20 protein-coding genes are annotated in these 26,108 nt (G+C 67.3%); 16 read left to right on the top strand and 4 right to left on the bottom strand.

Annotated features, from left to right (window positions below; translation table 11 throughout):
• The first annotated feature begins 189 nt into the window (after nucleotides 1-189).
• From NX780_RS02955 to NX780_RS02945, 3 genes are all read left to right on the top strand, one after another.
• Entirely contained in the window at nucleotides 190-3,081 is a 2,892-nt protein-coding gene (locus NX780_RS02955; RefSeq protein WP_258826367.1) for a TonB-dependent receptor, read from the top strand.
• Between the two features lie 75 nt (nucleotides 3,082-3,156).
• Nucleotides 3,157-4,668: a tryptophan halogenase family protein gene (locus NX780_RS02950; RefSeq protein WP_258826366.1), complete on the top strand. Its 1,512-nt coding sequence runs from the start codon at nucleotides 3,157-3,159 to the stop codon at nucleotides 4,666-4,668.
• A gap of 137 nt (nucleotides 4,669-4,805) precedes the next feature.
• Nucleotides 4,806-6,575, top strand: coding sequence for a DEAD/DEAH box helicase (locus tag NX780_RS02945; protein WP_258826365.1), 1,770 nt, complete (start codon nucleotides 4,806-4,808; stop codon nucleotides 6,573-6,575).
• Nucleotides 6,576-6,584: 9 nt separating this feature from the next.
• Here NX780_RS02945 and NX780_RS02940 read toward each other — a convergent pair whose 3' ends face one another.
• Nucleotides 6,585-7,910 carry an ATP-binding protein gene (locus tag NX780_RS02940; protein ID WP_258826364.1) on the bottom strand — a complete coding sequence of 442 codons (1,326 nt, stop codon included), beginning with the start codon at nucleotides 7,908-7,910 and terminating at the stop codon, nucleotides 6,585-6,587.
• The gene (locus tag NX780_RS02935) at nucleotides 7,900-8,571 is read right to left on the bottom strand and encodes a response regulator transcription factor (protein WP_258826363.1); all 672 of its coding nucleotides are present in this window, start codon (nucleotides 8,569-8,571) and stop codon (nucleotides 7,900-7,902) included. The genes NX780_RS02940 and NX780_RS02935 overlap by 11 nt, the downstream gene beginning before the upstream one ends.
• Before the next feature lie 121 nt (nucleotides 8,572-8,692).
• On the opposite strand from NX780_RS02935, the gene NX780_RS02930 reads away from it, so the two are divergent.
• Nucleotides 8,693-10,006, top strand: coding sequence for an outer membrane protein assembly factor BamB family protein (locus NX780_RS02930; protein ID WP_258826362.1), 1,314 nt, complete (start codon nucleotides 8,693-8,695; stop codon nucleotides 10,004-10,006).
• Between the two features lie 32 nt (nucleotides 10,007-10,038).
• Here the strand turns inward: NX780_RS02930 and NX780_RS02925 are convergent, their stop codons facing one another.
• Nucleotides 10,039-10,902 (bottom strand): alpha/beta hydrolase, encoded by an 864-nt coding sequence (locus NX780_RS02925; protein ID WP_258826361.1) that lies wholly within the window; start codon nucleotides 10,900-10,902, stop codon nucleotides 10,039-10,041.
• 212 nt (nucleotides 10,903-11,114) lie between these two features.
• Here NX780_RS02925 and NX780_RS02920 point away from each other — a divergent pair, with 212 nt between their 5' ends.
• From NX780_RS02920 to NX780_RS02865, 12 genes are all read left to right on the top strand, one after another.
• Complete coding sequence (locus NX780_RS02920; protein ID WP_258826360.1) at nucleotides 11,115-12,452, top strand: MFS transporter; 1,338 nt, start codon at nucleotides 11,115-11,117, stop codon at nucleotides 12,450-12,452.
• A 102-nt stretch (nucleotides 12,453-12,554) separates the two neighbouring features.
• Nucleotides 12,555-14,204, top strand: coding sequence for an alpha-D-glucose phosphate-specific phosphoglucomutase (locus NX780_RS02915; RefSeq protein ID WP_258826359.1), 1,650 nt, complete (start codon nucleotides 12,555-12,557; stop codon nucleotides 14,202-14,204).
• 28 nt (nucleotides 14,205-14,232) lie between these two features.
• Entirely contained in the window at nucleotides 14,233-15,894 is a 1,662-nt protein-coding gene (locus tag NX780_RS02910; protein WP_258826358.1) for an alpha-amylase family glycosyl hydrolase, read from the top strand.
• A 95-nt stretch (nucleotides 15,895-15,989) separates the two neighbouring features.
• Nucleotides 15,990-16,997, top strand: a complete 1,008-nt coding sequence (locus tag NX780_RS02905; RefSeq protein WP_258826357.1) for an alpha/beta fold hydrolase — start codon at nucleotides 15,990-15,992, stop codon at nucleotides 16,995-16,997.
• 90 nt (nucleotides 16,998-17,087) lie between these two features.
• Nucleotides 17,088-18,944 carry a glucokinase gene (locus tag NX780_RS02900; RefSeq protein WP_258826356.1) on the top strand — a complete coding sequence of 619 codons (1,857 nt, stop codon included), beginning with the start codon at nucleotides 17,088-17,090 and terminating at the stop codon, nucleotides 18,942-18,944.
• A gap of 11 nt (nucleotides 18,945-18,955) precedes the next feature.
• A complete protein-coding gene (locus NX780_RS02895; protein WP_258826355.1) occupies nucleotides 18,956-19,972 on the top strand; it encodes an ABC transporter substrate-binding protein in 1,017 nt (338 codons plus the stop codon).
• The gene (locus NX780_RS02890; RefSeq protein WP_258826354.1) at nucleotides 19,969-20,538 is read left to right on the top strand and encodes an SCO family protein; all 570 of its coding nucleotides are present in this window, start codon (nucleotides 19,969-19,971) and stop codon (nucleotides 20,536-20,538) included. The genes NX780_RS02895 and NX780_RS02890 overlap by 4 nt, the downstream gene beginning before the upstream one ends.
• Nucleotides 20,539-20,976, top strand: a complete 438-nt coding sequence (locus tag NX780_RS02885) for a cupredoxin domain-containing protein (protein ID WP_258826353.1) — start codon at nucleotides 20,539-20,541, stop codon at nucleotides 20,974-20,976. It abuts the gene before it with no gap.
• Complete coding sequence (locus tag NX780_RS02880; protein ID WP_258826352.1) at nucleotides 20,973-21,737, top strand: ABC transporter permease; 765 nt, start codon at nucleotides 20,973-20,975, stop codon at nucleotides 21,735-21,737. Before NX780_RS02885 ends, NX780_RS02880 begins: the two co-directional genes overlap by 4 nt.
• Nucleotides 21,727-22,464 carry an ABC transporter ATP-binding protein gene (locus NX780_RS02875; RefSeq protein WP_258826351.1) on the top strand — a complete coding sequence of 246 codons (738 nt, stop codon included), beginning with the start codon at nucleotides 21,727-21,729 and terminating at the stop codon, nucleotides 22,462-22,464. Before NX780_RS02880 ends, NX780_RS02875 begins: the two co-directional genes overlap by 11 nt.
• A gap of 123 nt (nucleotides 22,465-22,587) precedes the next feature.
• Nucleotides 22,588-22,995, top strand: a complete 408-nt coding sequence (locus tag NX780_RS02870) for a DUF4019 domain-containing protein (protein ID WP_258826350.1) — start codon at nucleotides 22,588-22,590, stop codon at nucleotides 22,993-22,995.
• Between the two features lie 72 nt (nucleotides 22,996-23,067).
• Nucleotides 23,068-23,382 (top strand): YciI family protein, encoded by a 315-nt coding sequence (locus NX780_RS02865; protein ID WP_258826349.1) that lies wholly within the window; start codon nucleotides 23,068-23,070, stop codon nucleotides 23,380-23,382.
• Nucleotides 23,383-23,392: 10 nt separating this feature from the next.
• Here the strand turns inward: NX780_RS02865 and NX780_RS02860 are convergent, their stop codons facing one another.
• Nucleotides 23,393-26,101: an alpha-1,6-glucosidase domain-containing protein gene (locus NX780_RS02860; protein ID WP_258826348.1), complete on the bottom strand. Its 2,709-nt coding sequence runs from the start codon at nucleotides 26,099-26,101 to the stop codon at nucleotides 23,393-23,395.
• Nucleotides 26,102-26,108: the final 7 nt, after the last annotated feature.

The following is a 26,108-nucleotide window of genomic DNA, read 5'->3' as shown; positions in this document are numbered from 1 at the left end:
TTTTGATGACTGATTTCTATAAAACATGCCATTATCGTAGTAACAAGCAACTCCCGTTGACAGTGCATCTAGTTTTAATACAGAATCCTTGACAGAACGTTGCAACACGTTTGCTTGAGGCTGCCGTGCAAGGTGCCTGCCGCGCTGTAGTTTCGGGAAAAAAATTATTGGTCTTTATTGAGGGGACAAATGAGTATCTTCGCAACCAAGCGCGCCGCTGAGCCGGTCCGCCAAGCCTTCCTGCTGAGCCCGGTCGCCGCCGGCTGCGCCGTTTTCCTGTCCGTGTTCGCGGGCAGCGCCTACGCGCAGGACAACAGCACGACTACCACCAACGCGACCTCGAGCGCAGCCACCGCGCCAGCATCGGCCGAGCAGGCCGCAGCCGCCGCCGAGCCGACGCCGCCGGGCGCGACTGCGCCGGTTTCGACCGTCACCGTCACGGGTATCCGCCGCGGTATCGAAGCGGCGATCTCGATCAAGAAGAATTCCACCTCGATCGTCGAGGCCGTGTCGGCCGAAGACATCGGCAAGCTGCCGGACCAGAGCGTCGCCGAATCGATCTCGCGCCTGCCGGGCGTGGCCGTGCAGCGCGGCCGCAGCTCGGGCAAGGCCGCCGAGATCTCGGTGCGCGGCCTGTCGCCGAGCTTCAACGGCACCCTGCTGAACGGCCGCGAAATGGCCTCGACCGGCAACGCCCGTTCCCCTGAGTTCGACCTGTTCCCGGCCGAACTGATGGGTTCCATCATGATCTACAAGACCCCGGACGCGACCGTCGTCGGCCAGGGCCTGGCATCGACCATCGACCTGCGCACTGTCCAGCCGCTGGACTTCGGCAAGCGCACCGTCGCCGTCAGCTACAAGAAGAGCCGCCTGGGCGTGAAGCAGCGCGACGGCCTGCCGGAAGGCGATGGCGACCGCTACACCCTGTCCTACATCGACCAGTTCGCCAACCGCACCATCGGCGTCGCGATGGGCTTCACCCGCTATGAAGAAATGGGCGGCGGCCAGGCCAAGTTCAACTCCTGGGGCACCGGCACCATGCAGTACAACGGCGCCGATGTGAAGACCCCGGGCGGCTTCGGCTACGACACCGAAGTCGGTTCGCACAACCGCGACGGCGCCTTCGCCTCGCTGCAATGGCGTCCGAACCGCAACTTCAAGTCGACCGTCGACCTGTTCTACTCGGCCGGCGAAACCGGCCTGAAGAAGACCGGCTTCGAAGGCGGCGTCGCCTTCAACGGCGGCGGCCAGTATGAGCTGCCGCACGTGCTGAGCAGCGCCACCATCGCCAACGGCGTCGCCACCAGCGGCACCATCAGCAACTGGAAGGGCGTGGTCCGCAACCACTACGAAGGCAACGAAGACGACCTCAAGACCATCGGCTGGAACAACGAGCTGAAGATCGGCGACTGGACCACCGCGGCCGACCTGACCTGGTCGAAGGCCACCAAGCTGGGCTCGCGCTACGAAACCACCGCCGGTATCGCCGGCCGCGAGCAGGACACCCTGAACTACAGCGGCTTCGATGGCGGCAACGTCACCCAGGTGAAGTACACCCCGGGCAGCAACTACGCCGACCGCGCCGTCGCGCGCCTGACCGACGTGATGGGCTGGTCCGGCGGCGAAACCTCGCCGCAGGCCGGTTACCTGGCCCAGCCTTACGTCGAAGACCAGGTCAAGGCCGTGCGCCTGACCGCCAAGCGCGACGTCGAATGGGGCCCGATCACCGGCACCACCTACGGCTTCAACCACACCTCGCGCGACAAGTCGCGCACCGGCGACGAAGGCCGCCTGCTGATCAAGGGCGGCAGCGGCCCCTACGCGGCGGTCGCCGTGCCGGGCAGCGATGTCGCCCAGGCTGGCGCCTCCGGCTTCAAGGTGGTGTCGTGGGACCCGCGCGGCTCGCTCGGTTCGGTCTACGAACTGGCCCACAAGGTCGACGCCGACATCTACAACAAGTACTGGGACGTGGCCGAGCGCATCAACACCGCCTACTTCATGGGCGACCTGGAAGGCCAGCTGTTCGGCCTGGATTACCGCGGCAACGTCGGCCTGCAGGCAGTCCACACCCGCCAGACCGGCGGCGGCTACGTGGTCGACAGGGCGCGTTGCGTCGGCAACACCGCCGAGACCTGCCCGGCACAGCGCGTCTCCGATGGCGACAGCTACTGGGATGTCCTGCCGAGCCTGAACGTGTCCTTCGACCTCGGCAACGACCAGGCGCTGCGCTTCGGCGCGGCCAAGGTGGTCTCGCGCGCCAACCTCGACGACCTGCGCGCCGGCCAGAACTTCGCGCTGGCGACCCAGGGCGTGTCGATCCTGACCGGCGGCGGCGGCAACCCGCAGCTGAAGCCGTTCCGCGCCAAGCAGCTCGACCTGTCGTACGAGAAGTACTTCGGCAACAAGGGCTACATCAGCGCCGCGGTGTTCTACAAGAAGCTCGACACCTACATCCTGCGTGCGCCGCGCGCCTTCGACTACGCGCCGTACATCACGCCGAGCACCCCGCTGCCGACCACCGGTCCGTTCGCCGGTTCGACCCAGGGCCTGTTCACCCAGCCGACCAACGGCGACGGCGGCAACATCAAGGGCTACGAGCTGGCGGTCAACGTGCCGTTCTCGATGGTCTCGCAGTACCTGGACGGTTTCGGTGTGATGGTCAACCACTCGGACACCCGCTCGGGCATCGAACTGCCGGAAGTCGGCTTCGCGAACGTGAACGGCGACTCGGTCACGATCCCGCTGCCGGGCCTGTCGCGCAAGGTCAGCAACCTGCGCCTGTACTACGAGAAGAACGGTTTCCAGATCGCCGCCGCAGCGCGCAAGCGTTCGAGCTTCCTGGGCCAGGTGTCCGACTTCCAGGACAACCAGCAGCTGACCTTCATCAAGGGCGACACCATCGTCGACCTGCAGGTCTCCTACGAAGTGCAGTCCGGCTGGCTGAAGGGCGTGAGCCTGTTCGCCCAGGCGCAGAACTGGAACAACGCACCGTTCCTGGAGTACACCACCGACGAGAACAATCCGTCGAACCGCGTGGACTACGGCCGCACCTACCACTTCGGCGCTTCCTACAAGTTCTAAGCTGAACTGAGGTAAAGTATCGACCCCTGCCGGGCATCCGCCTGCCAGGGGTCGTTTTTCGTCACGGGCAAATCCATGAATACCGAACCAATCAAGGACATCGTCATCGTCGGCGGCGGCACGGCCGGCTGGATGACCGCGGCCGCGCTGGCGACCGTGCTGAACGGCCGCTACAACATCCGCCTCGTCGAATCCGACGAGATCGGCATCGTCGGGGTCGGCGAAGCGACCATCCCCATGATCCAGCGCTTCAACCGCGTGGTGGGCATCGACGAGAACGAATTCATGCGCGAGACCCAGGGCAGCTTCAAGCTGGGGATCGAGTTCGTCAACTGGGGCCGGCTGGGCGAGCGCTACATGCACGGTTTCGGCCGGCTGGGCCAGGACCTGGCCACGCTGCCTTTCGACCAGTACTGGCAGAAGATGCGCGCCGCGGGCAAGGCGGCGCCGCTCGAGCAGTACTCGATCACGCGCATGGCCGCCAGGGCGGGCAAGTTCATGCCGCCGCGCTTCGACGTGCAGAATTCGCCGCTGCGCGACATCAACTACGCCTATCACTTCGACGCCAGCCTGTACGCAAAATACCTGCGCAAGCTGTCGGAAGCGCGCGGCGTGGTGCGCATCGAAGGGAAAATCACCCGCGCCACCCAGCGCGCCGACAATGGCTTCATCGACGCGGTCGAGCTGGAGAACGGCACGCGCGTCGAGGGCGAACTCTTCATCGACTGCTCGGGCTTCCGGGGCCTCTTGATCGAACAGACCCTGCAGACCGGCTTCGAGGACTGGACGCACTGGCTGCCGGCCGACCGCGCCCTGGCCGTGCCCTGCGAATCGGCCCCGGCAATCACGCCCTACACCCGCGCGACCGCCCACAAATCGGGCTGGCAGTGGCGCATCCCGCTGCAGCACCGCACCGGCAACGGCCATGTGTATTGCAGCCGCTTCATCAGCGACGACGAGGCCGCAAGCACGCTCCTGGCCAACCTGGACGGCAAGGCGCTGGCGGACCCGCGCCTCATCAAATTCCAGACCGGCATGCACAAGCAGGCCTGGAACCGCAACGTGGTGGCCCTGGGCCTGGCCAGCGGCTTCCTCGAACCGCTCGAATCGACCAGCATCCACCTGATCCAGTCCGGCATCCAGCGCCTGCTCGACTTCTTCCCGGACCGCGGCTGGAGCGGCGTCGACCGCGACGAGTACAACCGCCAGTCGCGCTTCGACTACGAGCGCATCCGCGACTTCATCATCCTGCACTACCACCTGAACCAGCGCAGCGACTCCGAATACTGGAAGGAATGCGCCAACATGGCCATTCCGGAGACGCTGCGCCACAAGATGGACATGTACCGTTCGCGCGGCCGGGTGGTCCGGGTCGACAACGAGCTGTTTTCCGAAGTCGGCTGGATCCAGGTATTCGAAGGCCAGAACATGCCGATCGAGGGCTACCACCCGCTGGCCGACACCCAGTCGGAGGAAGATATTGCCGAGTACCTCGACAGCGTGCGCGGCGTGATCGCCAAGTGCGTGGAGGTGATGCCCTCGCACGACGCCTACATCGCGAAGATGTGCGCGGCGAAGAAGATGTAGCCTGAACCTGTATCATGTGCGGCCCCATGCGTCGTAGGCGCATGGGGCTTTTGTTTTTACCCCGTTCCAAATAGTGCCCGCCGTCTCCGCCCAAGAGAGTAAACTGGCGTTTTAGTATTAACTTTGAAAGTTTTGCAATGTCTGACACCCCCATCCCGTCGTTTTCCGACCTCGATATCTCCGCGCCCGTACTGAAGGCGCTGAAGGAGGTCGGCTACGAAACGCCGTCGCCGATCCAGGCCGCCACCATTCCGCTGCTGCTGGCCAACCGCGACGTGCTGGGGCAGGCCCAGACCGGCACCGGCAAGACCGCCGCCTTCGCCCTGCCTATCCTGTCGCGCATCGACATCAAGCAGGCGACCCCGCAGGCGCTGGTGCTGGCGCCGACGCGCGAGCTGGCGATCCAGGTGGCCGAAGCCTTCCAGAGCTACGCCGCCCACATCAAGGGCTTCCACGTGCTGCCGATCTACGGCGGCCAGAGCTACGGTCCGCAACTGTCGGCGCTGCGCCGCGGCGTGCACGTCGTGGTGGCGACGCCGGGCCGCGTGATCGACCACATCGAGAAGGGCTCGCTCGACCTGTCGCAGCTGAAGACCCTCGTGCTGGACGAGGCGGACGAGATGCTGCGCATGGGCTTCATCGACGACGTCGAGCACATCCTGCAGCAGACGCCGGAATCGCGCCAGACCACGCTGTTCTCGGCCACCATGCCGCCGGCGATCAAGCGCATCGCGAAAACCTACCTGCGCGATCCGGCAGAAGTGACCGTGGCGGCCAAGACCGGCACCGCCGAGAACATCACCCAGCGCTACTGGCTGGTGGCGGGCATGCAGAAGCTCGACGCCCTGACCCGCATCCTGGAAGCCGAGCCTTTCGACGGCATGATCATCTTCGCGCGCACCAAGCTGGGCACCGAGGAGCTGGCCAGCAAGCTCCAGGCGCGCGGCTTCGCCGCCACGGCCATCAACGGCGACATGGCCCAGCAACAGCGCGAGCGCACCATCGAGCAGCTCAAGAACGGCAAGATCGACATCCTGGTGGCGACCGACGTCGCCGCGCGCGGCCTGGACGTGGAGCGCATCAGCCACGTGATCAACTACGACGTGCCGTCCGACCCGGAAAGCTACACCCACCGCATCGGCCGCACCGGCCGCGCCGGCCGCAGCGGCGAAGCGATCCTGTTCATCACCCCGCGCGAGCGCGGCCTCCTGAAAGCCATCGAGCGCGCCACGCGCCAGCCGGTCGCGCCGCTGCAGCTGCCGACCGTGAAGGCGGTCAACGAAGTGCGCATCGCGAAGTTCAAGGAGCAGATCGCCGCCACCCTGGCCGAAGGCGGACTGGAAGTCTTCCGTTCGCTGATCGAGGAGTACGAGCGCGAGCAGAACGTGCCGGCGGTGGACATCGCCGCGGCCCTGGCCAAGCTGGCGCGCGGCGACGTGCCGCTGCTGCTGGAAAAGCCGGACCGCGAACCGAAACCGGAGTTCGCGCCGCGCGAGCAGGCCGCCTGGGAAGAGCGTCCTGCGCGTCCCCAGCGCGAGCCGGGCTTCAAGAAAGAGCGTGTCGCGCGCGAGCCGGAACCGGGCATGGCCACCTTCCGCATCGAAGTCGGCCACCAGCACGGCGTCAAGCCGGGCAATATCGTCGGCGCGATCGCCAACGAAGCCGGCATGCCGGCCAAGTACATCGGCCGCATCGAGATCTACGACGACTACAGCACCCTCGACCTGCCGGACGACATGACGCCCGACCTGATCGAGCACCTGCGCACGGTGTGGGTGGCGGGCCAGCAGCTGAACATGACGCGCGACGGGGCGGAAGCGCCGATGGTCGCCGCGCCGAAGAAGAAATTCTTCAAGAAGGACGGCGGCAAGAAGCCGCACCGCAAGGGGCCGGCGAAAGGCGAATGAGGCGCCGGCTCAGCGCGGCGGCGTGGATGCGAAGCTGACCGCGACCGTCAGTCCGCGTCCGCCCGGTCCGTCTTCCAGCGTGATGCGGGCCCCGTTGCGCGCCGCCGCGCGCTCCGCGATCGACAGGCCCAGTCCGCTGCCGGGCTGCTCCTGGCCGGGCGCGCGGTAGAAGCGCTCGAACACCTTGCCGCGCAGTTCCGGCGCAATGCCGGGGCCCTGGTCCGTCACCGTCAGCAGGCCGCCATCGAGCCTGACCGTCACCGCGCCCGGCACGGGCGAATACTTGAGGGCGTTGCCGATGACGTTGTCGAGCAGCGCCGCCACGCTTTCACGGTGCAGCGCCAGCGTGCACGGACGCGCCGCCTCGAAGGCGACGTCGACCCCGCGTTGCATCGCCAGCGGCGCGGCCAGCGCGATGCGCTGGCGCACCAGCGCCGCCAGGTCGAGCGGGGCCAGCTCCGCGCCGTCCGCGTTGCCGCGCGCGCGTTCGAATGCCAGCAGCTGGTGGATCGCGTGGGTGGCCCGCGCCACCCCTTCGCGCAGGCCCGAGGCCGCGTGCGCGCGCCGTTCCTCATCGGGCGCATGTTCCAGCAGATGGGCATTGAGCTGCACCACCGACAGCGGTGTCTTGAGCTCGTGCGCGGCGTCGACCAGGAATTCCTTCTCGCGCGCCAGCCGTTCGGCGAGGCGCGCCATCAGGCCGTTGATGGACTGCAGCAGCGGCGTCAGCTCGCGATAGGGAGAGGCGGCAAAGGGCGCGAGATCTGCCGCGTCGCGCCGCGCCACCGCTTCGGCCGCGCTGCGCAGGGGCCGCAGTCCCACCCGTACGATCAGCCAGGCAGGCAGCAGCAGGAAGGGCAAACTATAGGCCAGGGGGGCAAGCAGGTAGCTGGCGGCGGAAGGCGTGAACAGCCAGTCCGTGTTCGGGCGTTCGAGCCGTTCCACCACGATGTCCGCCGCGGCGTCGCGCTCGACCCAGCGCACCCAGCCCGCCGGCGGCGCGGCCCCCGGCGCCGAATCGTAGAGCAGGCGGCCGTGGTGGCGAACCACGACCCGCGCCGGGCTGTCGAAGCCGGCCTCGCGGTACATGTCCTGCCGCAGCTTCTCGATGCCGGCGCCGATGCGCGCCATCTCGTCCGGGTCGTGGGCCGCGTGGCGCACGCTCAGCATGATCTGGCGCGCCCAGGCCTTGTTGACGATGGCAGCCTGGCGCTGCTGCTCTCCGCGCACCTGCCAGGCCAGGTGCGCCAGCGCCGCCAGCCAGATCGCCAGCATCACCAGCATGAAGCCGGCCAGCAGGCGCCGCAGCAGCGAGCGCGGACGCTCAGCCCTCATGCCGCACCATGTAACCCACGCCGCGCACGGTGCGGATGTAGCCGTCGCCGATCTTGCGCCGCAGATTGGACATATGGACGTCGAGCGTCTGGCCGCCGCTGTAGGGCAGCACGCCGTCTTCGAGCTCGGTCCGGGTCACGATGCGGTCGGCGTGCCGCACCAGCGTATGCAGCAGCGCGAATTCGGTGCGCGACAGCGGCAGAGCCCGGCCGGCCCGGGTCACGCTCAGGCGCCGGGGATCGAGGACCAGGTCGCCCAGGGTCCAGGCCGGCCCGCCATCCGCCGCGCCGGCCGGCGCCTCGCCTGCGCGCCGCGCCATGGCGCGCAGGCGCGCCAGCAGTTCCGGAATGTCGAAGGGCTTGATCAGGTAGTCGTCGGCGCCGCCGTCGAATCCATCCAGGCGATCCTCGAGGCTGTCGCGCGCCGTGATGACCACGCTGGGCAGGCCGTGCCCGGCCGCGCGCAGGCGCCGCAGCAGGGCGATGCCGTCGCCGTCCGGCAGGCCGAGGTCGAGCAGCAGGGCGGCGAACGGCTCTTCGCCGAGCAGGCGCTCGGCATCGGCGCCGAGGCGCACCCAGGTGACGAGATGGCCGTCGTCTTGCAGCACCGACTGCAGCGCGCGGCCCAGCGCCAGGTCGTCTTCGAGCAGGAGTATTCGCATGGGCTCAAGTATAGGGACAGAAAGCGGCAGGCCGCCCGGCGCGGGCCTGAAGACTGGCTGAAGGTTCGGCGCGCGGTTCGCTTCTACAATCGGGTTTCTCATTCACGCGAAAGGACCACGCATGCAACGACGACATACCGCCCTCCTTGTCCTCCTGGCCTCCCTGGCCTTTCCCGCCCGTGCCGACTGGCCGACCTGGCAGGGCGACGCCGGCCGCAGCGGACGCGCGGATGCGCCCGCGGGCATCCGCGGTTTCAAGCTGGTCCACCGCCTCGCGGTCCATGCCGAGATCCGGGCCACGCCGGTGCTGGCGGACGGCAGGCTGTACGTCGCCGCCGAGAACGGCAACCTGTACGCCTTCGATGCCGCCGGCGCGGCGCTGCAATGGCTGTTCCATGCGCGCGGGGGCATCGGCTCCACACCGGCGGTGCACGACGGTGCCGTCTACTTCCTGTCCCGTGACGGGCGCGTCCACGCCCTTGACGCCGCCACCGGCAAGCCGGTCTGGACTTTCCGCACCGGTGGCGAACGGGCCTTCGCCGCGCATGGCATGTTCGGCCTGCCGCGCAGCGGCGAGCCGGTGCCCGATCCCTGGGACCTGTACCTGTCCTCGCCGCTGGTCCACCAGGGCAAGGTGTACGTGGGCAGCAGCGACGGGCACCTGTACGCGCTGGAGGCGAAGACCGGCGCGCTGGCCTGGGCGCACCGGACCGGCGGCGTGGTCCATTCGTCGCCGGCGCTGGCCGGGGCGAACGTCGTGGTCGGCAGCTGGGACGGGGCGGTGTACGCGCTGGACGCCGCCAGCGGCGAGGAGCGCTGGCGCTTCCAGACGCGCACGGAACAGAAGACGAGCGTCATGACCGGCATCCAGGCCTCGCCCGCCGTGGACGGCGACACGGTCTATGTGGGCGCGCGCGACGGCTTTTTCTATGCGCTCGACGCCGCCACCGGAGGCCAGCGGTGGCGCTACGATGCGCAGGGAAGCTGGGTGGTCGCCAGCGCCGCGCAGGACCGCGAGCGCGTCTACGTCGCCACCTCGGACACCGGCCTGCTGCTGGCGCTCGACAAGCGCAGCGGCCGGGAGCTGTACCGGCATCCGATGCAGGTCTGGGTCTTCGCCTCGCCGCTCCTGATGGGGGATATGGTGGTCGCGGCGTCGATGAAGGGCGAACTGCACGCGATCGACGCCGCCGGCGGCGGGCCGCGCTGGCGCTGGCGCACCGGCGAAGCCGCCGCGAACGCCTCGCGCATCGTCGACGCTGCCGGCAAGTTCGACAGCGAGCGCCTGTTCGCGGGCGGCGCCCATGCGCTCGACGCCGGCCTGGAGCACGTCAAGCGCCTGGGCGCCTTCGTCGCCACCCCGGTATGGCACGGCGGGCGACTGATCGCCGCCACGGCCACCGGAGAGGTGCTGTTCTTCGCGCCGGAACGGTGACGGCGGCCGCGGCCGCGCGTCCGGCGCCGGCATCATTGCCCGCCGGTCTGCTGCGCGAACATCCACAGCAGGGCTTCGCGCAGCTCGCCCGCCCAGAAGGCCTCGTTGTGGTCCGCCTCCGGCACGATCTTCAGGACCGTATTGACCGCGGGATGCCCGGTCTTGCCGATCACCCCGGCCATCTTCTTCACGTCCGCATTCATCTGCGGACCTTCCTTCCCGCCCATCAGCAGGAACACGCGCGCATCTTTCGGCACCGGCTTCGATGCGACGAAGGCGAACGCGGGTTCTGCGGTCCAGTAGGCCGGCGAGAACACGCCGGCCTTGCTGAACACCTCCGGATACTGCGCCAGCGCGTAGTGCGAGGCCAGGCCGCCCATCGAGCTGCCCATGATGGCGGTATTGGCCCGGTCGGGCAGGGTGCGGTACTGCCTGTCGATCATGGGTTTGACCGTCTTGACGATGAAGTCGGTGTAGGCGCGATTCTCGCCCGGGCCGAACTCCGGATTATCCCAGGCGTTCAGTTCCGTCATGCGCTTTTCGGCGCCGTTGTCGATGCCGACCACGATCAGTTCCAGCTTGCCTTCCTTCGCCAGCGCGTCGAGCGTCTCGTCGACCTTCCACTCGCCCGCATAGGCGGTGGCCGTGTCGAACAGGTTCTGCCCGTCGTGCATGTAGAGGACCGGGTAGCGCTTGTCCGACGTCGCATAGCCGGGCGGCAGGTAGAGGCGCAGCTGGCGCTTGCGGTCCAGGCCCGGCATGGCGAGCGGCTCGCCCAGCAGGCTGACGCCGGGCAGGGCGGTGGATGCCTTTGGCTTGTCTTCGGCGCAGGCGCCCAGGGCCATGGTGGCGAACGCCAGGAGCAGGGGCAGGGCGGTACGGCGGGAAGCGCGCATGGTGTCTCCTTATGCAAGGTTGTTATATGTTGTTTGACTACAGAGGGGCGGTATTCGGCCAAGCCTGTGGTGTCGATTCTACTATGACAGCTCTTCGATTGACACTCCGAAAGGCCCATGTTATTTTGCTACAGATTACGGTAGGCCGCCTCTTCCTCGAGGGCCTGCTTCACACGAGAGTCCGGCGGGTCCGGGCCACATTGGGGACATCAATGGATATGCAAACCGGCGCCATCAAGCCGCGCCTGTCGTTCTGGCAGCTCTGGAACATGAGCTTCGGCTTCTTCGGCATCCAGTTCGGCTTCGCCCTGCAGAACGCCAACACCAGCCGCATCTTCTCGACGCTCGGCGCCGACCCCGACAACCTGGCCCTGTATTGGCTCGCCGCCCCCGTGACGGGCCTGCTGGTGCAGCCCGTGATCGGCTACCTGAGCGACAACACCTGGCACCCGAAATGGGGCCGCCGCCGTCCCTTCTTCTTCATCGGCGCCCTGCTGGCGGCGATCGCCCTGTTCCTGATGCCGAATTCCGCCGCCCTGTGGATGGCCGTGGCCGTGCTGTGGCTGATGGACGCCGCCATCAACGTGTCGATGGAACCCTTCCGCGCCTTCGTGGGCGACAAGCTCGACGCCTCGCAGCAGACCGCGGGCTATGCGATGCAGACCTTCTTCATCGGCTGCGGCGCCGTGATCGCTTCGCTGCTGCCCTGGTTCTTTGAAATGATGGGCGTGTCCAACGAAGCGGTCGGCGGCATGATCCCCGACACCGTGCGCTACTCCTTCTATGCCGGCGGCGCGATCTTCTTCCTGGCCGTGCTCTGGACCGTCCTCACCGCCGACGAACTGCCGCCGGCGGACATGGACAGCTTCAACAAGGAACGCCAGCATTCCCGCAGCCTGGGCGTGGCCATCGCCGAGATCTTCGGCGGCTTCGCCAAGATGCCGCGCACCATGGTGCAACTGGCTTTCGTGCAGTTCTTCACCTGGATCGCGCTGTTCGCGATGTGGATCTACACCGGCTCTGCGATCGCCGACAACGTCTACGGCACCACCGACGCCCATTCAACCGAATTCCAGGCGGCCGGCAGCTTTGTCGGCATCATGTTCGCGGTCTACAGCGGCGTGTCGGCGCTGGCCGCCTTCATCCTGCCGATCTTCGCGCGGGCGACCTCTCGCAAGACCGTGCACGCCACCTGCCTCGCGATCGGCGGCCTGAGCCTGGCAAGCATCTACCTCATCACCGACCGCAACATGCTGATGGTCCCGATGATCGGCGTCGGCCTGGCCTGGGCCTCGATCCTGACCATGCCCTACGCGATCCTGGCGGGCTCGCTGCCGGCCAAGCGCATGGGTTACTTCATGGGCCTGTTCAACTTCTTCGTCGTGATCCCGCAGATCTGCAGCGGCCTGCTGCTGGGCGGCGTGACCAAGCACTTCTTCGACGGCCACACCGTGCTGACCGTGGCCCTCGGCGGTGCGTCGATGCTGGTCGCGGCCGTGCTGACGCTGTTCGTCACCGACCGCGCGGCACCGGTGAAGTCAAGCGCCTGAGCGCCGCGCGCCAGTGATTTCGCGCCTGTCGTATCGTAACGTTTTATTAACATCGCCCCGCAAGGGCGACGTTGCACAACGTTATTACGACAGGAGCGAAGCATGACCATCCAGACTGTCCCGACCACGCCGTTCGCCGGCCAGCGGCCCGGCACCTCGGGCCTGCGCAAGAAAGTCACCGAATTCCAGCAGCCGGGCTACCTCGAGAATTTTGTCGAGGCCATCTTCCAGACGATCAAGGGAAACATGGGCGAGGGCTGCGCCCTGGTCGTCGGCGGCGACGGCCGCTATTTCAACCGCGAAGCGATCCAGGTCATCCTGCGCATGGCCGCCGCCCACGGCGTGCCGCGCGTGCTGGTCGGGCGCGGCGGCATCCTGTCCACGCCGGCCGTGAGCTGCGTGATCCGCAAGCACGCGGCTTTCGGCGGCATCGTGCTCTCGGCCAGCCACAATCCCGGCGGCCCGGATGGCGACTTCGGCATCAAGTACAACATCGATAACGGCGGGCCGGCGCCAGAGAAGGTCACCGAAGCGATCTTCGCCAGCACCCAGGCCTTGAGCAGCTACCGCATCAGCGACGCCGGTCCCGTGGACCTCGACCGGATCGGCACGACGCGCATCGAGGACATGGTGGTCGAGGTCATCGACCCGGTGGCGGACTACGCGCAGCTGATGGCGCGCCTGTTCGACTTCGAGGCCATCCGCACGCTGTTCGCGAGTGGCTTCCGCATGCGCTTCGACGCCATGCATGCCGTCTCCGGCCCCTATGCGAAGGCCATCATCGAGGGCCAGCTGGGCGCGCCCGCCGGCACCGTCGTCAACTGCCTGCCGCTGGAGGACTTCGGCGGCGGCCACCCGGACCCGAACCCGGTCAACGCGGCCGACCTGATCGCCCACATGAACGGCCCGGACGCGCCCGGCTTCGGCGCCGCCTCGGACGGCGACGGCGACCGCAACATGATCGTCGGCCGCGGCCTGGCCGTCACGCCTTCGGACAGCCTGGCCATCATTGCCGCCAACGCGACCGTGGCGCCGGGCTACGCCTCCGGCATTACCGGCATCGCGCGTTCGATGCCGACCTCGCAGGCGGCCGACCGTGTTGCGGAAAGCCTGGGCATTTCCTGCTTCGAGACCCCGACCGGCTGGAAGTATTTCGGCAACCTGATGGACGCGAACCTCGCGACCCTGTGCGGCGAAGAGAGCTACGGCACCGGCTCGCACCACATCCGCGAGAAGGACGGCCTGTGGGCCGTGCTGTTCTGGCTGAATATGCTGGCCGCGCGCACGAAGACAGGAAATGCGTCGGTCAACGAGATCGTGCGCGAACACTGGGCGCGTTTTGGGCGCAACTATTATTCGCGCCATGACTACGAAGCGGTCGACACGATCGCCGCCGATTCCCTGATGATGGCGCTGCGCGAAAAACTGCCCGCGCTGGCCGGCCAGACCCTGGGCAGCTTCCGTGTCGCGGTGGCCGACGATTTCGCCTACACCGACCCGGTCGACGGTTCGCTCTCGACGCGCCAGGGCATCCGCATCGCCATGGTCGACGGCTCGCGCATCGTGTTCCGCCTGTCCGGTACCGGCACCGAAGGCGCCACCATCCGCCTCTACCTCGAACGCTTTGAAGCCGACCCGGCGCGCCACGACATCGATACGCAAGAAGCACTCTCCGAACTGATCGCCATCGCCGACCAGGTCGCCGAACTGCGCCAGCGCACCGGCCGTACGGGCCCGTCCGTGATCACCTAGACCATCCACCCACCACACAGGAACCTGCATGAAACTTCCCGTCCTTGCCGCCTCCATGTTGCTTGCCTTCGGCGCAGCGTCCCAAGCCGCCGCCCAGGCCGCCAAGCCCTTCGTCTGGGAGAACGCCACCGTCTACTTCCTGCTGACGGACCGTTTCAACAACGGCGACAAGGCGAACGACCTCGCATACGGCCGCAAGGACGATGCGGCCAAGCTGCGCGGCTTCATGGGCGGCGACCTGAAGGGCATCACGGCCAAGATCAAGGACGGCTATTTCAGGGAGCTGGGCGTGAATGCCATCTGGCTCACGCCGCCGGTCGAGCAGATCCATGCGGGAACCGACGAGGGCACCGGCAAGAGCTATGGCTTCCACGGCTACTGGGCCAAGGACTTCACCGCCATCGACGCCAACCTCGGCACCGAGGCGGACTTCCGCACTTTCGTGGACACCGCGCACGCCAACGGCATCCGCGTGATCCTGGACGTGGTGATGAACCACACCGGCCCGGTGACGGAACAGGACCCGGTATGGCCGTCGAGCTGGGTGCGCACCGGACCGAAGTGCGCCTTCAAGGATGCGCCCACCACGATCGACTGCACCCTGGTCGACAACCTGCCGGACATCCTCACCAACAGCAATGCCAACGTGCCGCTGCCGCCGCAACTGGTCGCGAAGTGGAAGAAGGAAGGGCGCTACGAGCGCGAGGTGAAGGAGCTGGACGCCTTCTTCAAGCGCACCGGCTACCCGCGCGCGCCGCGCTTCTACCTCGTCAAGTGGCATGCCGACTGGGTCCGCAAGTACGGCGTGGACGGCTTCCGCGCCGACACCGTCAAGCACACCGAGCCGGGCGTGTGGAAGGAAGTCAAGCAGGAAGCCAGCCTCGCTTACGAGGAGTGGAAGCGCGCCAACCCGGGCAAGCGCCTGGGCAACCTGCCTTTCTTCATGACCTCGGAGGTCTACAACTATTCGATCAACCACGGCCACAGCTTCGACCTGGGCGGCGGGACCAGGGTCGACTACCTGGCCAACGGCTTCGACAGCATGATCAACTTCAGCATGAAGTCCGACGCCGCCCAGGGCTACGAAAAGCTGTTCTCGGATTACTCGAAGGCCCTGCACGGCCCGATGAAGGGCTACTCGGTGCTGAACTACATCAGCTCCCACGACGACGGCAGCCCCTTCGACCCGGCGCGCCAGCGTCCGATCGAATCGGCCAACAAACTGCTGCTGGCGCCGGGCTCGGCCCAGATCTACTACGGCGACGAAACCGCGCGCCTGCTCAATATCGAAGGCGCCACCGGCGACGCCAAGCTGCGTTCCTTCATGAACTGGGACGAGCTGGCATCCAACGCGCAGCGCGGCCAGCACCGCATTGGCGATATCCGCGAGCACTGGGCGAAGCTGGGGCGCTTCCGCGCCGCCCATCCGGCGGTGGGCGCGGGCGTGCACCAGATGCTGGCGCACAGCCCATATACCTTCAAACGTACCTGGGAAAAGGATGGCGTGAGCGACCGGGTGGTGGTGGCGCTGGACCTGCCGAAGGACAAGGCGCTGCCGATCACGGTGGCAGGCGTCTTCAACGACGGCCAGACCGTGCGCGACGCGTATTCGGGCCAGGCCGCGGTCGTCAAGGACGGCAAGGTGCACTTCGCCCAGCCGTCGCCGGTGGCCTTGATCGCGCAGGACTGATCGGCGTTCCGTTTCAATGGCGGCGGCCACGCGGCCGCCGCCATTGCGCTAGACTGGCCGCTCCGTCAACTCAGCATCTTCCGATCATGCCTGTAATGACCCGCGTTTCACGCGCGCTTGCCTGCGCTGCGTTTCTCTTCCCACCCTTGCTCGCTGCGCACGCCGCAGACGAACCGGCCTACGGCTCGGAACTGGAAGGTTTCGAGTACCCCTATCCCATCCAGCGCTTCGCCTTCACCTCCCAGGGCGTGAAGCTGCAGATGGCCTATATGGACGTCAAGCCGGCCAAGCCGAACGGCCGCACCGTCGTGCTCATGCACGGCAAGAACTTCTGCGGCGCCACCTGGGCCGGCACCATCAAGGAGCTCAGCAGCGCCGGCTACCGCGTGGTGGCGCCCGACCAGGTGGGCTTCTGCAAGTCGACCAAGCCGGCCCACTACCAGTACACCTTCCAGCAGCTGAGCGAGAACACCCGCGCACTGTTGGCGTCCATCGGCGTCAAGAACGCCATCATCATGGGCCACTCGACGGGCGGCATGCTGGCGGTGCGCTATGGACTGATGTTCCCGCAGCAGTCGGAGCAGCTGGTGCTGGTCAATCCCATCGGCCTGGAAGACTGGAAGACCCTCGGCGTGCCTTCGCTGGGCGTGGACAAGTGGTACGAGCGCGAGCTCCAGACCACGGCGGAACGCATCCGCAACTACGAGAAGGCGACGTACTACGTCAACACCTGGAAGCCGGAGTACGAGCCCTGGGTGCAGATGCTGGCGGGGATGTACCGCGGGCCGGGCAAGCAGATCGTGGCCTGGAATTCGGCGCTGCAGTACGACATGATCTATACCCAGCCGGTGGTGTACGAGTTCCCGCGGTTGAAGATGCCGGTGCTGCTGCTGATCGGCCTGAAGGACACCACGGCCATCGGCAAGGATGCCGCGCCCGCGGAGATCCGGCCGAAGCTGGGGAATTATCCGGAGCTGGCCAAGCGGACGGCGAGCGCGATTCCCAAGTCGACGCTCGTTACATTCCCGGAAATGGGGCATGCGCCGCAGATGCAGGATCCTGCGCAGTTCCACAAGGCGCTGCTGAAAGGGCTGCTGCGCTGACCGGCGGCGGGGCGGGGCGTATTTTTGCCATTCGATCAATGGTATCCTTACGCGATCCGGGACTTCCGTCCCGCCCAGCCTTGATCCGTGATGACCGTTGAACCAGACACCGACCTGAAACCTTCCCGCGCCGCTTTTGCCGATGGCCCGCGCCTGCTGGCCGACATCGGCGCCACGCATGCGCGCTTCGGCCTCGAGACCGCACCCGGCGTGCTGCGCCAGGTGGCGGTGCTGCTGTGCGACGACTACAGCGGCATCGTGGAACTGCTGCATGCCTACCTGGCGCAGCTCGGGGGCGTGCGCATCAACCACGCGGCCTTCGCGCTGGCCAATCCGATCAGCGGCGACACCATCCGCATGACCAACCGCGACTGGCAGTTCTCGACCGACGAGGTGCGCCGCACCCTCGGCCTGTCGACGCTGCTGATCGTGAACGACTTCACGGCGCTGGCCATGGCCCTGCCGGGTTTCCAGCCGAAGGACCTGAAGCAGGTCGGCGGCGGTGCGCCGCAGAGCCACGCGGTGGCGGGCGTGCTGGGGCCGGGCACCGGCCTGGGCGTCTCGGGCGTGATCCCGACCATCGACGGCTTCGTCACCCTCGGCAGTGAAGGCGGGCACGTCAACTTCGCCCCCGCCGACGAGCGCGAGTTCGCGATCCTGCAATACGCCTGGGAAGAGTGGCCGCACGTCTCGAACGAGCGCCTGATCTCCGGCCCCGGCATCGAAGTGATGTACCGCGCGCTGGCGCGCCGCAACGGCGTCGAGGCTCCCAGCCGCAGCACCGCCGACATCGTCAGCGCCGCGCTGGACGAGAAAAACCCGCTCTGCCTGGAGACCCTGGAGACGTTCGCCGGCATGCTGGGCAGCGCCGCCGCCAACCTGGCGGTGACGCTGGGCGCCTTCGGCGGCATCTTCATCGGCGGCGGCATCGTGCCGCGCATCGCCGAGTGGTTCGCCACCTCTCCCTTCCGTGCACGCTTCGAGGCCAAGGGCCGCTTCACCGACTACATCGCCCAGATCCCGACCTACGTGATCATGACGCCGAACCCGGCCCTGCACGGGGTGTCGGCGATCCTGACCGAGCACCTGCGCGGACGCAGCGGTGCGAACACACTGATGGACCGGGTCCAGCAGCTGCGCCACGAACTGTCGCCGGCCGAGCAGCGCGTCGCCGCCCTGGTGCTGGAGCATCCGCGCAAGGTGCTGTCCGAGCCGATCGCCGAGATCGCGCGCCTGGCCGACGTCAGCCAGCCGACCGTGATCCGCTTCTGCCGCTCGCTCGGCTTCCAGGGGCTGGCCGAGTTCAAGCTCAAGTTCGCCGGCAGCCTGACCGGCACCATCCCCGTGCGCCACAGCCAGGTGCGCATGAGCGACAGCACCCACGACCTGTCGGCCAAGGTGATCGACAACACCGTCTCGGCGATCCTGAAATTCCGCGACCAGCTCGACGTGCACGCGATCGACCGCGCCATCGAGCTGCTGCGCCGTGCGCGCCGCGTCGAGTTCTACGCCATGGGCAATGCGCGCGCGGTGGCGCTCGACGGCCAGCACAAGTTCTTCCGCTTCCGCATCCCGGCTGCGCTCTACGGTGACTCGCACCTGTTCACCCTCGCCGCCGGCCTGCTGGGACCGGGCGACGTGGTGATCGCGATCTCCACCGCCGGCCAGCTGCCGGAACTGCTGGAGGCCGTCGACACGGCGCGCGCGGCCGGCGCCGACGTCATCGCCATCACCAGCAGCAAGTCCCTGCTTGCGAAGAAGGCCAGCGTCTGCCTGGCGGTCGACCACAGCGAGGACGGCACGACCTTCCTGTCGATGATCTCGCGCATCCTGCAGCTGCTCCTCATCGACATCATGTCGGTCGGGATTTCGCTTGGCGCGCAAGAGGCGCCGGCGGGCGAGGGCGACGTCCAGCGCAAGGCCCTGATCTCGCATCTCGACGGCTGAACACGATGGCCATGCACGAGCATTCCCCGCGCCGCCGCCAGCTACTGGGCGGCGCCCTGGCCCTGCCGCTGGCCGGCAGGGCGCTTGCCGCACCCGTGCGCGCGCCCCTGCAGGTCGGCGGCCTGCCCGTCACCTGCAACCTCACCCTGCCGATCGCCTGCAAGGCGCGGGCGGCGGCCGATGGCAAGCCGCAGGCTGCCGCCACCCTGTTCGAGTACAACAAGTATTCGGGCTGGCCCGAGATCAAGGAATCCCTGATGACGGGCCGCATCCAGGCCGCCTACATGCTGGCGCCCCTGGTGATGGACCTGACCGACTGGCGCATTCCGCTCAAGATCGTCTCGCTCGGCCACCGCTCGGGCGCCGTGATCATGGTGCGCACCGATTCGCCCTACCGCAAGTTCGCCGACATGCGCGGCAAGAGCATCGCCATCCCCAGCCGCTTCGCGGTCGACTATCTGTTCCTGCGCAAGATGCTGGCGCGCGAGGGCATGTCGCCGAAGGACATCGAAGTCATCGAGATGGCGCCGCCCGACATGCCGGCCGCGCTGTATGCCGGCGCCGTGGATGGCTACTGCACCGGCGAGCCCTTCGGCGCGGCCGCCCAGCGCGCGGGATATGCGCGTCCGTTGTCGATGACGCGCGACGAGTGGCCCAACTACATCTGCTGTGTGCTGACGGTGCGCGAAGAACTCATCAAGACCAACCGGCCATTGGTGCAGGAACTGGTCAACTACGTGCAGGCGGCCGGCAACTGGCTCGACGCCTCGCCCCTCAACCGCGACAAGGCGGCGCACATCGCGGCCCAGCGCGCCTTCTTCAACCAGGATCCGAAGATCATCAAGTTCGTCATGGACAACCCCTCCGACCGCGTCACCTATGGTGACCTGCGCATGCTGCGCGCCGAATTCGACGAGCTGATGCAGCTGTCGGTGCAGGCCGGCACCCTGAAGCGTCCGGTCCGCTACGAGCAATATGTGGACGAAAGCTTCGTGAAGAACGTCCGGCCCGTGAAGGTGATGCTGTGAAGCGCCGGCTTTTTCTCTCCGCATTGCTTGCCGCCTCCATGGCGCAGGCTGCCGAGCCTTTAAGGTCCGGCACCTTCTCGCCGGCCCGCGTGGCGCCGGAGATTGCGCAGCAGGCCGCCGACGGCCGCGACTTCCGCCTGTCCAGGCTGCGCGGCAAGGTCGTCGTGCTGGAGTTCGGCTTCACCCATTGCCAGGCGATCTGCCCGGCCTCCCTGGCCCTGCTGGCGCAGGCGCGCCAGAAGCTGGGGGCGAACGCGGACCGCCTGCAGGTGCTGTTCATCTCGGTCGATCCGGAACGCGACACGCCGGCGCGGCTCAAGGACTACCTGGCCAGATTCGACAAGAGCTTCATCGGCCTGACCGGCACGCCCGAGCAGATGGCGGCGATCCGCAAGGACTACGGCATCACCGCCACGAAGGTGCCGACGGGCCCCGACAGCTACCAGATGGGCCATTCGTCCTACCTCTACTTCATCGACAAGAAGGGCATGCTGCGCGCGCTGATGCCGTTCGGCCGGCCGGCTGACGAGATCGTGCACGACGTGAACGTGCTTTATGCGGAATAGATGAACGGTCGGTTGAAGAAGCGGATCGGCATCGTGCTGCTCCTTGCCATCCTGGCGGCGCCGCTGGGCTGGGCCGCCTTCGCTCCGGTGACGGCGCCCTCGCGCGAGAGCCTGTTCGAGATCCCGAAGGGCACCTGGGAGCGCCGCATGAAGGGCGACAAGACCTCGACCCTGCCGGAGCGCGTCACCTTGATGCTGGGCGTGCGCGACGTGCTCCTGCTGCGCAACCGCGACACCGTGCCGCAGATGTTCGGCCCGGTCCTGATCATGCCCGGCCAGGATTTCCGCCTGCCCTTCGGCCAGGCCGGCGAACACCCCTTCGACTGCACGGCCCACGCCAGCGGCACCATGACCGTGGTGGTCGAGGAAGCGCCGGCGGCGGGGCTGGCGCGCCTGCGCTGGCGCATTGACTCCTTCCTGAACCGGAATACCGCATGAATTTCGATCGATTGAACCGGATCCTCCCCCCGCTGCTCCTGATCGCCGCCGTGGTGGCGCTCTGGTGGTTCGTGGTGGTGCAGAGCGAAAGCCTGATCTTCCCGACCCCACGGCAGGTGGCGGCCGGCGCCGTCGAACTGGCCGCCGACGGCACCCTGTGGCGCCACATCGGCGCTTCGCTCCTGCGCGTGGCCACGGGCTTCCTGATCGCCATGCTGGTGGCGCTGCCGCTCGGCCTGTGGATGGGCCGGGTCGACGCCGCCTACCGCACCTTCAATCCGCTGTTCCAGATCCTGCGCCCGATCTCGCCGATCGCCTGGATTCCCATCGCGATCCTGTGGTTCGGCGTGGGTGACGTGTCGCCGGTGTTCCTGATCTTCCTGGCCGCGGTGTTTCCGATGATCGTGCAGACCGCCGCCGGCGTGCACGCGATCGACGGACGCTACCTGCGCGCCGCCGAGAACTTCGGCGTGCCGCGCGCGAGGCTGTTCCGCCAGGTGATCGTGCCGGCGGTGCTGCCCGAGGTACTGACCGGCATGCGCATCAGCCTTGGCGTCGCCTGGCTGGTCGTGGTGGCGGCCGAGATGATCGTCCGCAGCTCGGGGCTGGGTTTTCTCATCATGGATGCCCGCAATGCCGGCAACCGCTACGACCTGGTGGTGGCCGCCATGATCATCATCGGCCTGATCGGCCTGGGCATCGACGTCGCGATGCGCCAGCTGGAGGGCATCAAACAGGTAAGGTGGCGCTATGGACGCTAAGATCGCGATCAAGGGGCTGCGCAAGGGATTCCGCGCGCTGCAGGTCATCGACGGCATCGACCTCGAGGTCGCGCCGGGCGAATTCGTGGCCATCGTCGGCCCCTCGGGCTGCGGCAAGTCGACCCTGATGAAGCTGCTGGCAGGCTTCGAGCGGCCCGACAGCGGCGCGGTGGCGATCGACGGCGTGCCGGTCACGCGGCCTTCGCCGAACGCCATCGTGATCTCGCAGCATGGTTCCGTGTTCCCCTGGCTGACCGTGCGCGAGAACCTGATGTTCGGCCTGCCCGGCAAGGATCGCGCCGCGGACGTGGCGACGGCCGACCATTACGCCGAGATGGTCGGACTCAAGGGATTCGAGAAGGCCTATCCCCACGAGCTGTCCGGCGGCATGCTCAAGCGGGTGGAGATCGCGCGCGCGCTGGCGGTCAAGCCGGACATCGTGCTCATGGACGAGCCCTTCTCGGCGCTCGACGCGCTCACCGCGCTCAGGATGAGGAACGAATTGCTGCGGGTGCTGCGCGAGGAAAACCACACCGTGCTCCTGATCACCCACGACGTCGAGGAAGCGATCTACCTGGCCGACCGGATCGTCGTGCTGTCCTCGCGGCCGACCAGGGTGGCGACCGTGTTCCCGATCACCCAGCCGCATCCGCGCAAGGTGTCGCAACCGGCGCTGCAGGAGATCAAGGACGCGATCCTGGCGCAGCTGGGCCTGTCTTACGCATGAACCTTTACGCCTGAACCCGGTTTTTCACCGCCCATTCCCCGCTTCCTGCAGTCTGTCGAAGCGGGGGGGCGACCGCGGGTGCGCCGCGCTAGGATGCTTTCATCCGACCTTAGGGAGAGCATCTTGAAAACGATCGTATCCGCCGTCCTCACGGCAAGCCTGCTGTTGGGCGCCACCGCAATGGCCCAGGACACGAAGGACACCGCAGCCGCCCGTGCCGCGGCCGAAAGCTGGCTGAAGCTGGTGGACAATGGCGACACCGGAGCCGCCTGGCGCGCCAGCTCGGCCAATGTGCGCAAGGACACCAACCAGTTCTTCTGGGGTTCGATCATCAACGTGAGCCGCGCAACGCTGGGCGACTTGAAGTCGCGCAAGCTGAAGGGCAGCAGCGAGAAGGGCAAGGGCCAGCTGGCGTTCGAATACGATTCGAAGTTCAAGTCGGACAGCAATGTGACCGAGACCGTCACCACGGTGCACGAGAAGGACGGCAGCTGGCGCGTGAGCGGTTACAACGTGTCCGCGTCCAACTAGACGCTCGCTCAGCGGTGCGTCGCCCCGATCGGGCTTCTGCTAAGGTTTCCGGGACACTTTGAGGAGGGAACCATGGAGCGTTACCTGATCGTTTACCGGGGCTCGACCGTCGACGAGTCGGAAGGCCCGCAGCACGATGCCGCGCGCTGGAACGCGTGGTTCGATTCCCTGGGCAGCGCGCTGGTCGAGCGCGGCGGCCTGGCGCGCAGCAGCGTCGAGGTGCCGAGCCGCCTGCGCGGCCCGAAGCTCAACAGCGCTTCGCTGTCGGGCTATTCGGTTATCGCCGCGGTGGATTTCAATGCGGCCGTCGAAGTGGCGGAACGCTGCCCGATCTTCGACGAGAAGGGCTCGGTCGAGATTGCCCGCCTCGTCGACGCGGCGGGCTGATCCTTCCTTCTTATTCGGCGACGAACACCACGGCCGTGCGCGCCGGCACGGTAAAGCTGCCGCTCGCGCTGTCGAAACGCGCCTGTGCGGCACGCTTGTCGGCGGCGTTTGCAGCCCGGTGCACCGGGTGCAGCGCCAGGCGCTTGCCGCGCAAGGCCTCGTCCGACACCGTGTGCGCCACCTTGTCCACATTCACCAGGTAGCCCAGGCCGGCGAACTTCGCGCCCTGGTACCCCTTGCCGTCGATCCAGGCCGCCAGCACGGTCGGCTCTTGCCGCGGTCCCGTGTTGAAGAAGCGCAGGCGCTGGACGATGTCGGAGGTACTGCGCATCCGGAACAGCGTCGAGCTGGCGCGGATCGCCAGCAGGTCGCGGAAGGCGTCGCGGGCAAAAGCGATGTCGGCAGGCAGGGGCTTGATCGCGGCGGCCTGCGCCAGGTAGGGCTTGAGCAGCGGCCAGTCCTTGCCGTTGTCGTCGCTCTGCGGCAGGCCGGTGCCGAAGTAGTTGTCCTGGTAGCTCCAGTCGATCCGGTTGAACCAGTCGCCTGCATTGAAGCTGTTCTTGTCCAGGGACTTCGAACGCAGCGTGTCGATGCCGGCGTGGTAGTAGGCCACACCCTGGCTGAAGGCGTTGATCGCCATGCCCAGCACCTGCACACGGGCGCGCTCGTTCGCAGGGGTCGCCACCGGCAGCTTGAGCACATTGATGTCGAACAGCGTCTGGTTGTCGTGGTTCTCGACGTAGTTCACCACTTCACCGGGCTGGCTCGCGTAGCCGGCCGGCTGGTCGCCGTAAGGGATCGCTTCCAGCGTGCTCTGCTTGCCGTCGAAGGTCTGGAAAGCGAACGGGCGCACCGAGCCGGCCAGGCCGACGCGGATCATGTCGGCCGCCTTCAAGAGGTCGGCCGTCTTGTGCTCGCCGCCCAGCGCGTTCGGATCGTAGACCAGGCCGTTGATATAGCCCTGGCGGCGGATCATCGCCTCGCCCGAGTCGCCGGCGCTGCCGCCGCGCACGGCGTCGCGTGCGCGGTCGCTGAAGGTGCCGATGCCGGAACCGTTCAGCGACAGCTGGGACGCCTGTACGAAGCGCGCGCCGTTGGCCACCTCGCCGAAGTTCCAGCCTTCGCCGATCAGCTGGACGTGGCGGCCCGCGGCCTTGTCGACGCGCTTCTGCAGGCGCTCCATCGCTTCGCGCGGCTGGTGGCCCATCAGGTCGAAGCGGAAGGAGTCGATCTTGTAGTGGCGGGTCCAGAGTTCCGCGGAGTCGATCATCAGCTTGGCCATCATGCGGTTCTCGGTGGCCGTGTTGTCGCAGCAGGTGGAGCGTTCGATGGTCCCCAACGCGTTCAGGCGGTGGTAGTAACCCGGCACCACGCGGTCCAGCACCGACTTTTCTTCCTGGCCGGCGATGAAGGTGTGGTTGTAGACCACATCGGTACCGACGCGCAGGCCGGACCGGTGCAGGTCCATCACCATTTGACGGAATTCCAGGATGCGGCGTGCACCATCCGACGGGTCGCTCGCGTAGCTGCCTTCCGGTGCGCTGTAGTGGTAGGGGTCATAGCCCCAGTTGAAGCAGTCCGTGTGCGCGGTCTTGCGGGTGAGGGCCTGCTGGCTTTCGCCGTCCGGGCTGCCCGCAGGTTGCGGCACGGCGCAATCCTTTTCCGGCACGCTGCCGATGTCGTACACGGGCAGCAGGTGGATGTCGGTCAGGCCGGCGCTGGCCAGGGCCTTCAGGTGGCGCATGCCGTTCGAGTTCGTCTCCCCGAAAGCCGTGTACTTGCCGCGCTTCTGTTCCGGCACGCTGGGGTCGTTGATCGAGAAGTCGCGCACGTGCAGCTCGTAGATGACCATGTCGGTCTGGGCTTTCACCGTGTTCGGCGCGCGGGTGGCGTCCCAGCCCTTGGGCTTGAGCGCCGGCGCGTCGAGGTCGGCGACGTAGCTGCGCTTCGAGTCCGTGGTCAGGCTGACGGAATACGGGTCGGTGACGAGGTTGCGCACCAGTCCCATGCCGTTGACGGCCACGTCCACGGCGTACCTGTAGTAGCTGCCCGAGAGATCCCTGGATACCTGGGCTTCCCAGGCGCCGGTGCGACCGTCGAAGGCCATCTCGTGCACGGCGCTCGCGCGGCCGCTGCCGCTGTCGTAGGTGCAGACGGCGACGTTGCGGGCGGTCGGGGCCCACAGGCGGAAGGTGGTGCGATTCTTCTTCGGCGTGGCGCCCAGGTCGGCGATGTTCTCGGCTGCCGCGTACAAATCATCCAGCGCGCCTGCCGCCTGGATGCGGGTCGCGTCGCGTACCGTGCCGTCAGGGGCTTCCTGCACCAGCACCAGCTGGCCGCGGTGCAGCTCCTTGACGCGTTTCAGGTCGGCCGCACCCAGCGCCAGCACGGGGCCGTTCGCCACATACCTGAAGCGGGCAGGCACGGCCGTGGCGGACGGCGCGAGCACCAGGGCGCCATCGGCGCCCGCGACCTTCGCGCCCGGCGTCGCGACGATGGCGGCCGTGGCGGAGTGATAGAGCTTGAAGGTGCCGGCGTTGGCGCCGGGCCAGGTCAGGCGCCGGCCGTCGAGCCAGACGGCACGGGCGTCCAGCGTGGCGTTCGACGCGTGCAGGACCTGCTGGAAGGCGGGATCGTCGCAGGCCGCGAGCGGCACGGCGGCGTGGGCGGAAGAGGCGAGGGCAGTGGCCGCGAGGGCGAGGTATCGGAGTGTAAGCATGTTAGGT

This window comes from Massilia agri, assembly GCF_024753255.1.
In the GTDB taxonomy this organism is placed as follows: domain Bacteria; phylum Pseudomonadota; class Gammaproteobacteria; order Burkholderiales; family Burkholderiaceae_D; genus Telluria; species Telluria agri.
The sequence above is the reverse complement of the archived record's forward strand: the minus strand, read 5'-3'. Positions and strand labels throughout refer to the sequence as shown.

What these genes read in the sequence shown, in the direction of transcription:
- NX780_RS02955 (WP_258826367.1), top strand. Translation starts at nt 190, where the DNA reads ATGAGTATCTTCGCAACCAAGCGCGCCGCTGAGCCGGTCCGCCAAGCC.
- NX780_RS02950 (WP_258826366.1), top strand. Translation starts at nt 3,157, where the DNA reads ATGAATACCGAACCAATCAAGGACATCGTCATCGTCGGCGGCGGCACG.
- NX780_RS02945 (WP_258826365.1), top strand. Translation starts at nt 4,806, where the DNA reads ATGTCTGACACCCCCATCCCGTCGTTTTCCGACCTCGATATCTCCGCG.
- NX780_RS02940 (WP_258826364.1), bottom strand. Translation starts at nt 7,910, where the DNA reads ATGAGGGCTGAGCGTCCGCGCTCGCTGCTGCGGCGCCTGCTGGCCGGC.
- NX780_RS02935 (WP_258826363.1), bottom strand. Translation starts at nt 8,571, where the DNA reads ATGCGAATACTCCTGCTCGAAGACGACCTGGCGCTGGGCCGCGCGCTG.
- NX780_RS02930 (WP_258826362.1), top strand. Translation starts at nt 8,693, where the DNA reads ATGCAACGACGACATACCGCCCTCCTTGTCCTCCTGGCCTCCCTGGCC.
- NX780_RS02925 (WP_258826361.1), bottom strand. Translation starts at nt 10,902, where the DNA reads ATGCGCGCTTCCCGCCGTACCGCCCTGCCCCTGCTCCTGGCGTTCGCC.
- NX780_RS02920 (WP_258826360.1), top strand. Translation starts at nt 11,115, where the DNA reads ATGGATATGCAAACCGGCGCCATCAAGCCGCGCCTGTCGTTCTGGCAG.
- NX780_RS02915 (WP_258826359.1), top strand. Translation starts at nt 12,555, where the DNA reads ATGACCATCCAGACTGTCCCGACCACGCCGTTCGCCGGCCAGCGGCCC.
- NX780_RS02910 (WP_258826358.1), top strand. Translation starts at nt 14,233, where the DNA reads ATGAAACTTCCCGTCCTTGCCGCCTCCATGTTGCTTGCCTTCGGCGCA.
- NX780_RS02905 (WP_258826357.1), top strand. Translation starts at nt 15,990, where the DNA reads ATGACCCGCGTTTCACGCGCGCTTGCCTGCGCTGCGTTTCTCTTCCCA.
- NX780_RS02900 (WP_258826356.1), top strand. Translation starts at nt 17,088, where the DNA reads ATGACCGTTGAACCAGACACCGACCTGAAACCTTCCCGCGCCGCTTTT.
- NX780_RS02895 (WP_258826355.1), top strand. Translation starts at nt 18,956, where the DNA reads ATGCACGAGCATTCCCCGCGCCGCCGCCAGCTACTGGGCGGCGCCCTG.
- NX780_RS02885 (WP_258826353.1), top strand. Translation starts at nt 20,539, where the DNA reads ATGAACGGTCGGTTGAAGAAGCGGATCGGCATCGTGCTGCTCCTTGCC.
- NX780_RS02880 (WP_258826352.1), top strand. Translation starts at nt 20,973, where the DNA reads ATGAATTTCGATCGATTGAACCGGATCCTCCCCCCGCTGCTCCTGATC.
- NX780_RS02875 (WP_258826351.1), top strand. Translation starts at nt 21,727, where the DNA reads ATGGACGCTAAGATCGCGATCAAGGGGCTGCGCAAGGGATTCCGCGCG.
- NX780_RS02865 (WP_258826349.1), top strand. Translation starts at nt 23,068, where the DNA reads ATGGAGCGTTACCTGATCGTTTACCGGGGCTCGACCGTCGACGAGTCG.
- NX780_RS02860 (WP_258826348.1), bottom strand. Translation starts at nt 26,101, where the DNA reads ATGCTTACACTCCGATACCTCGCCCTCGCGGCCACTGCCCTCGCCTCT.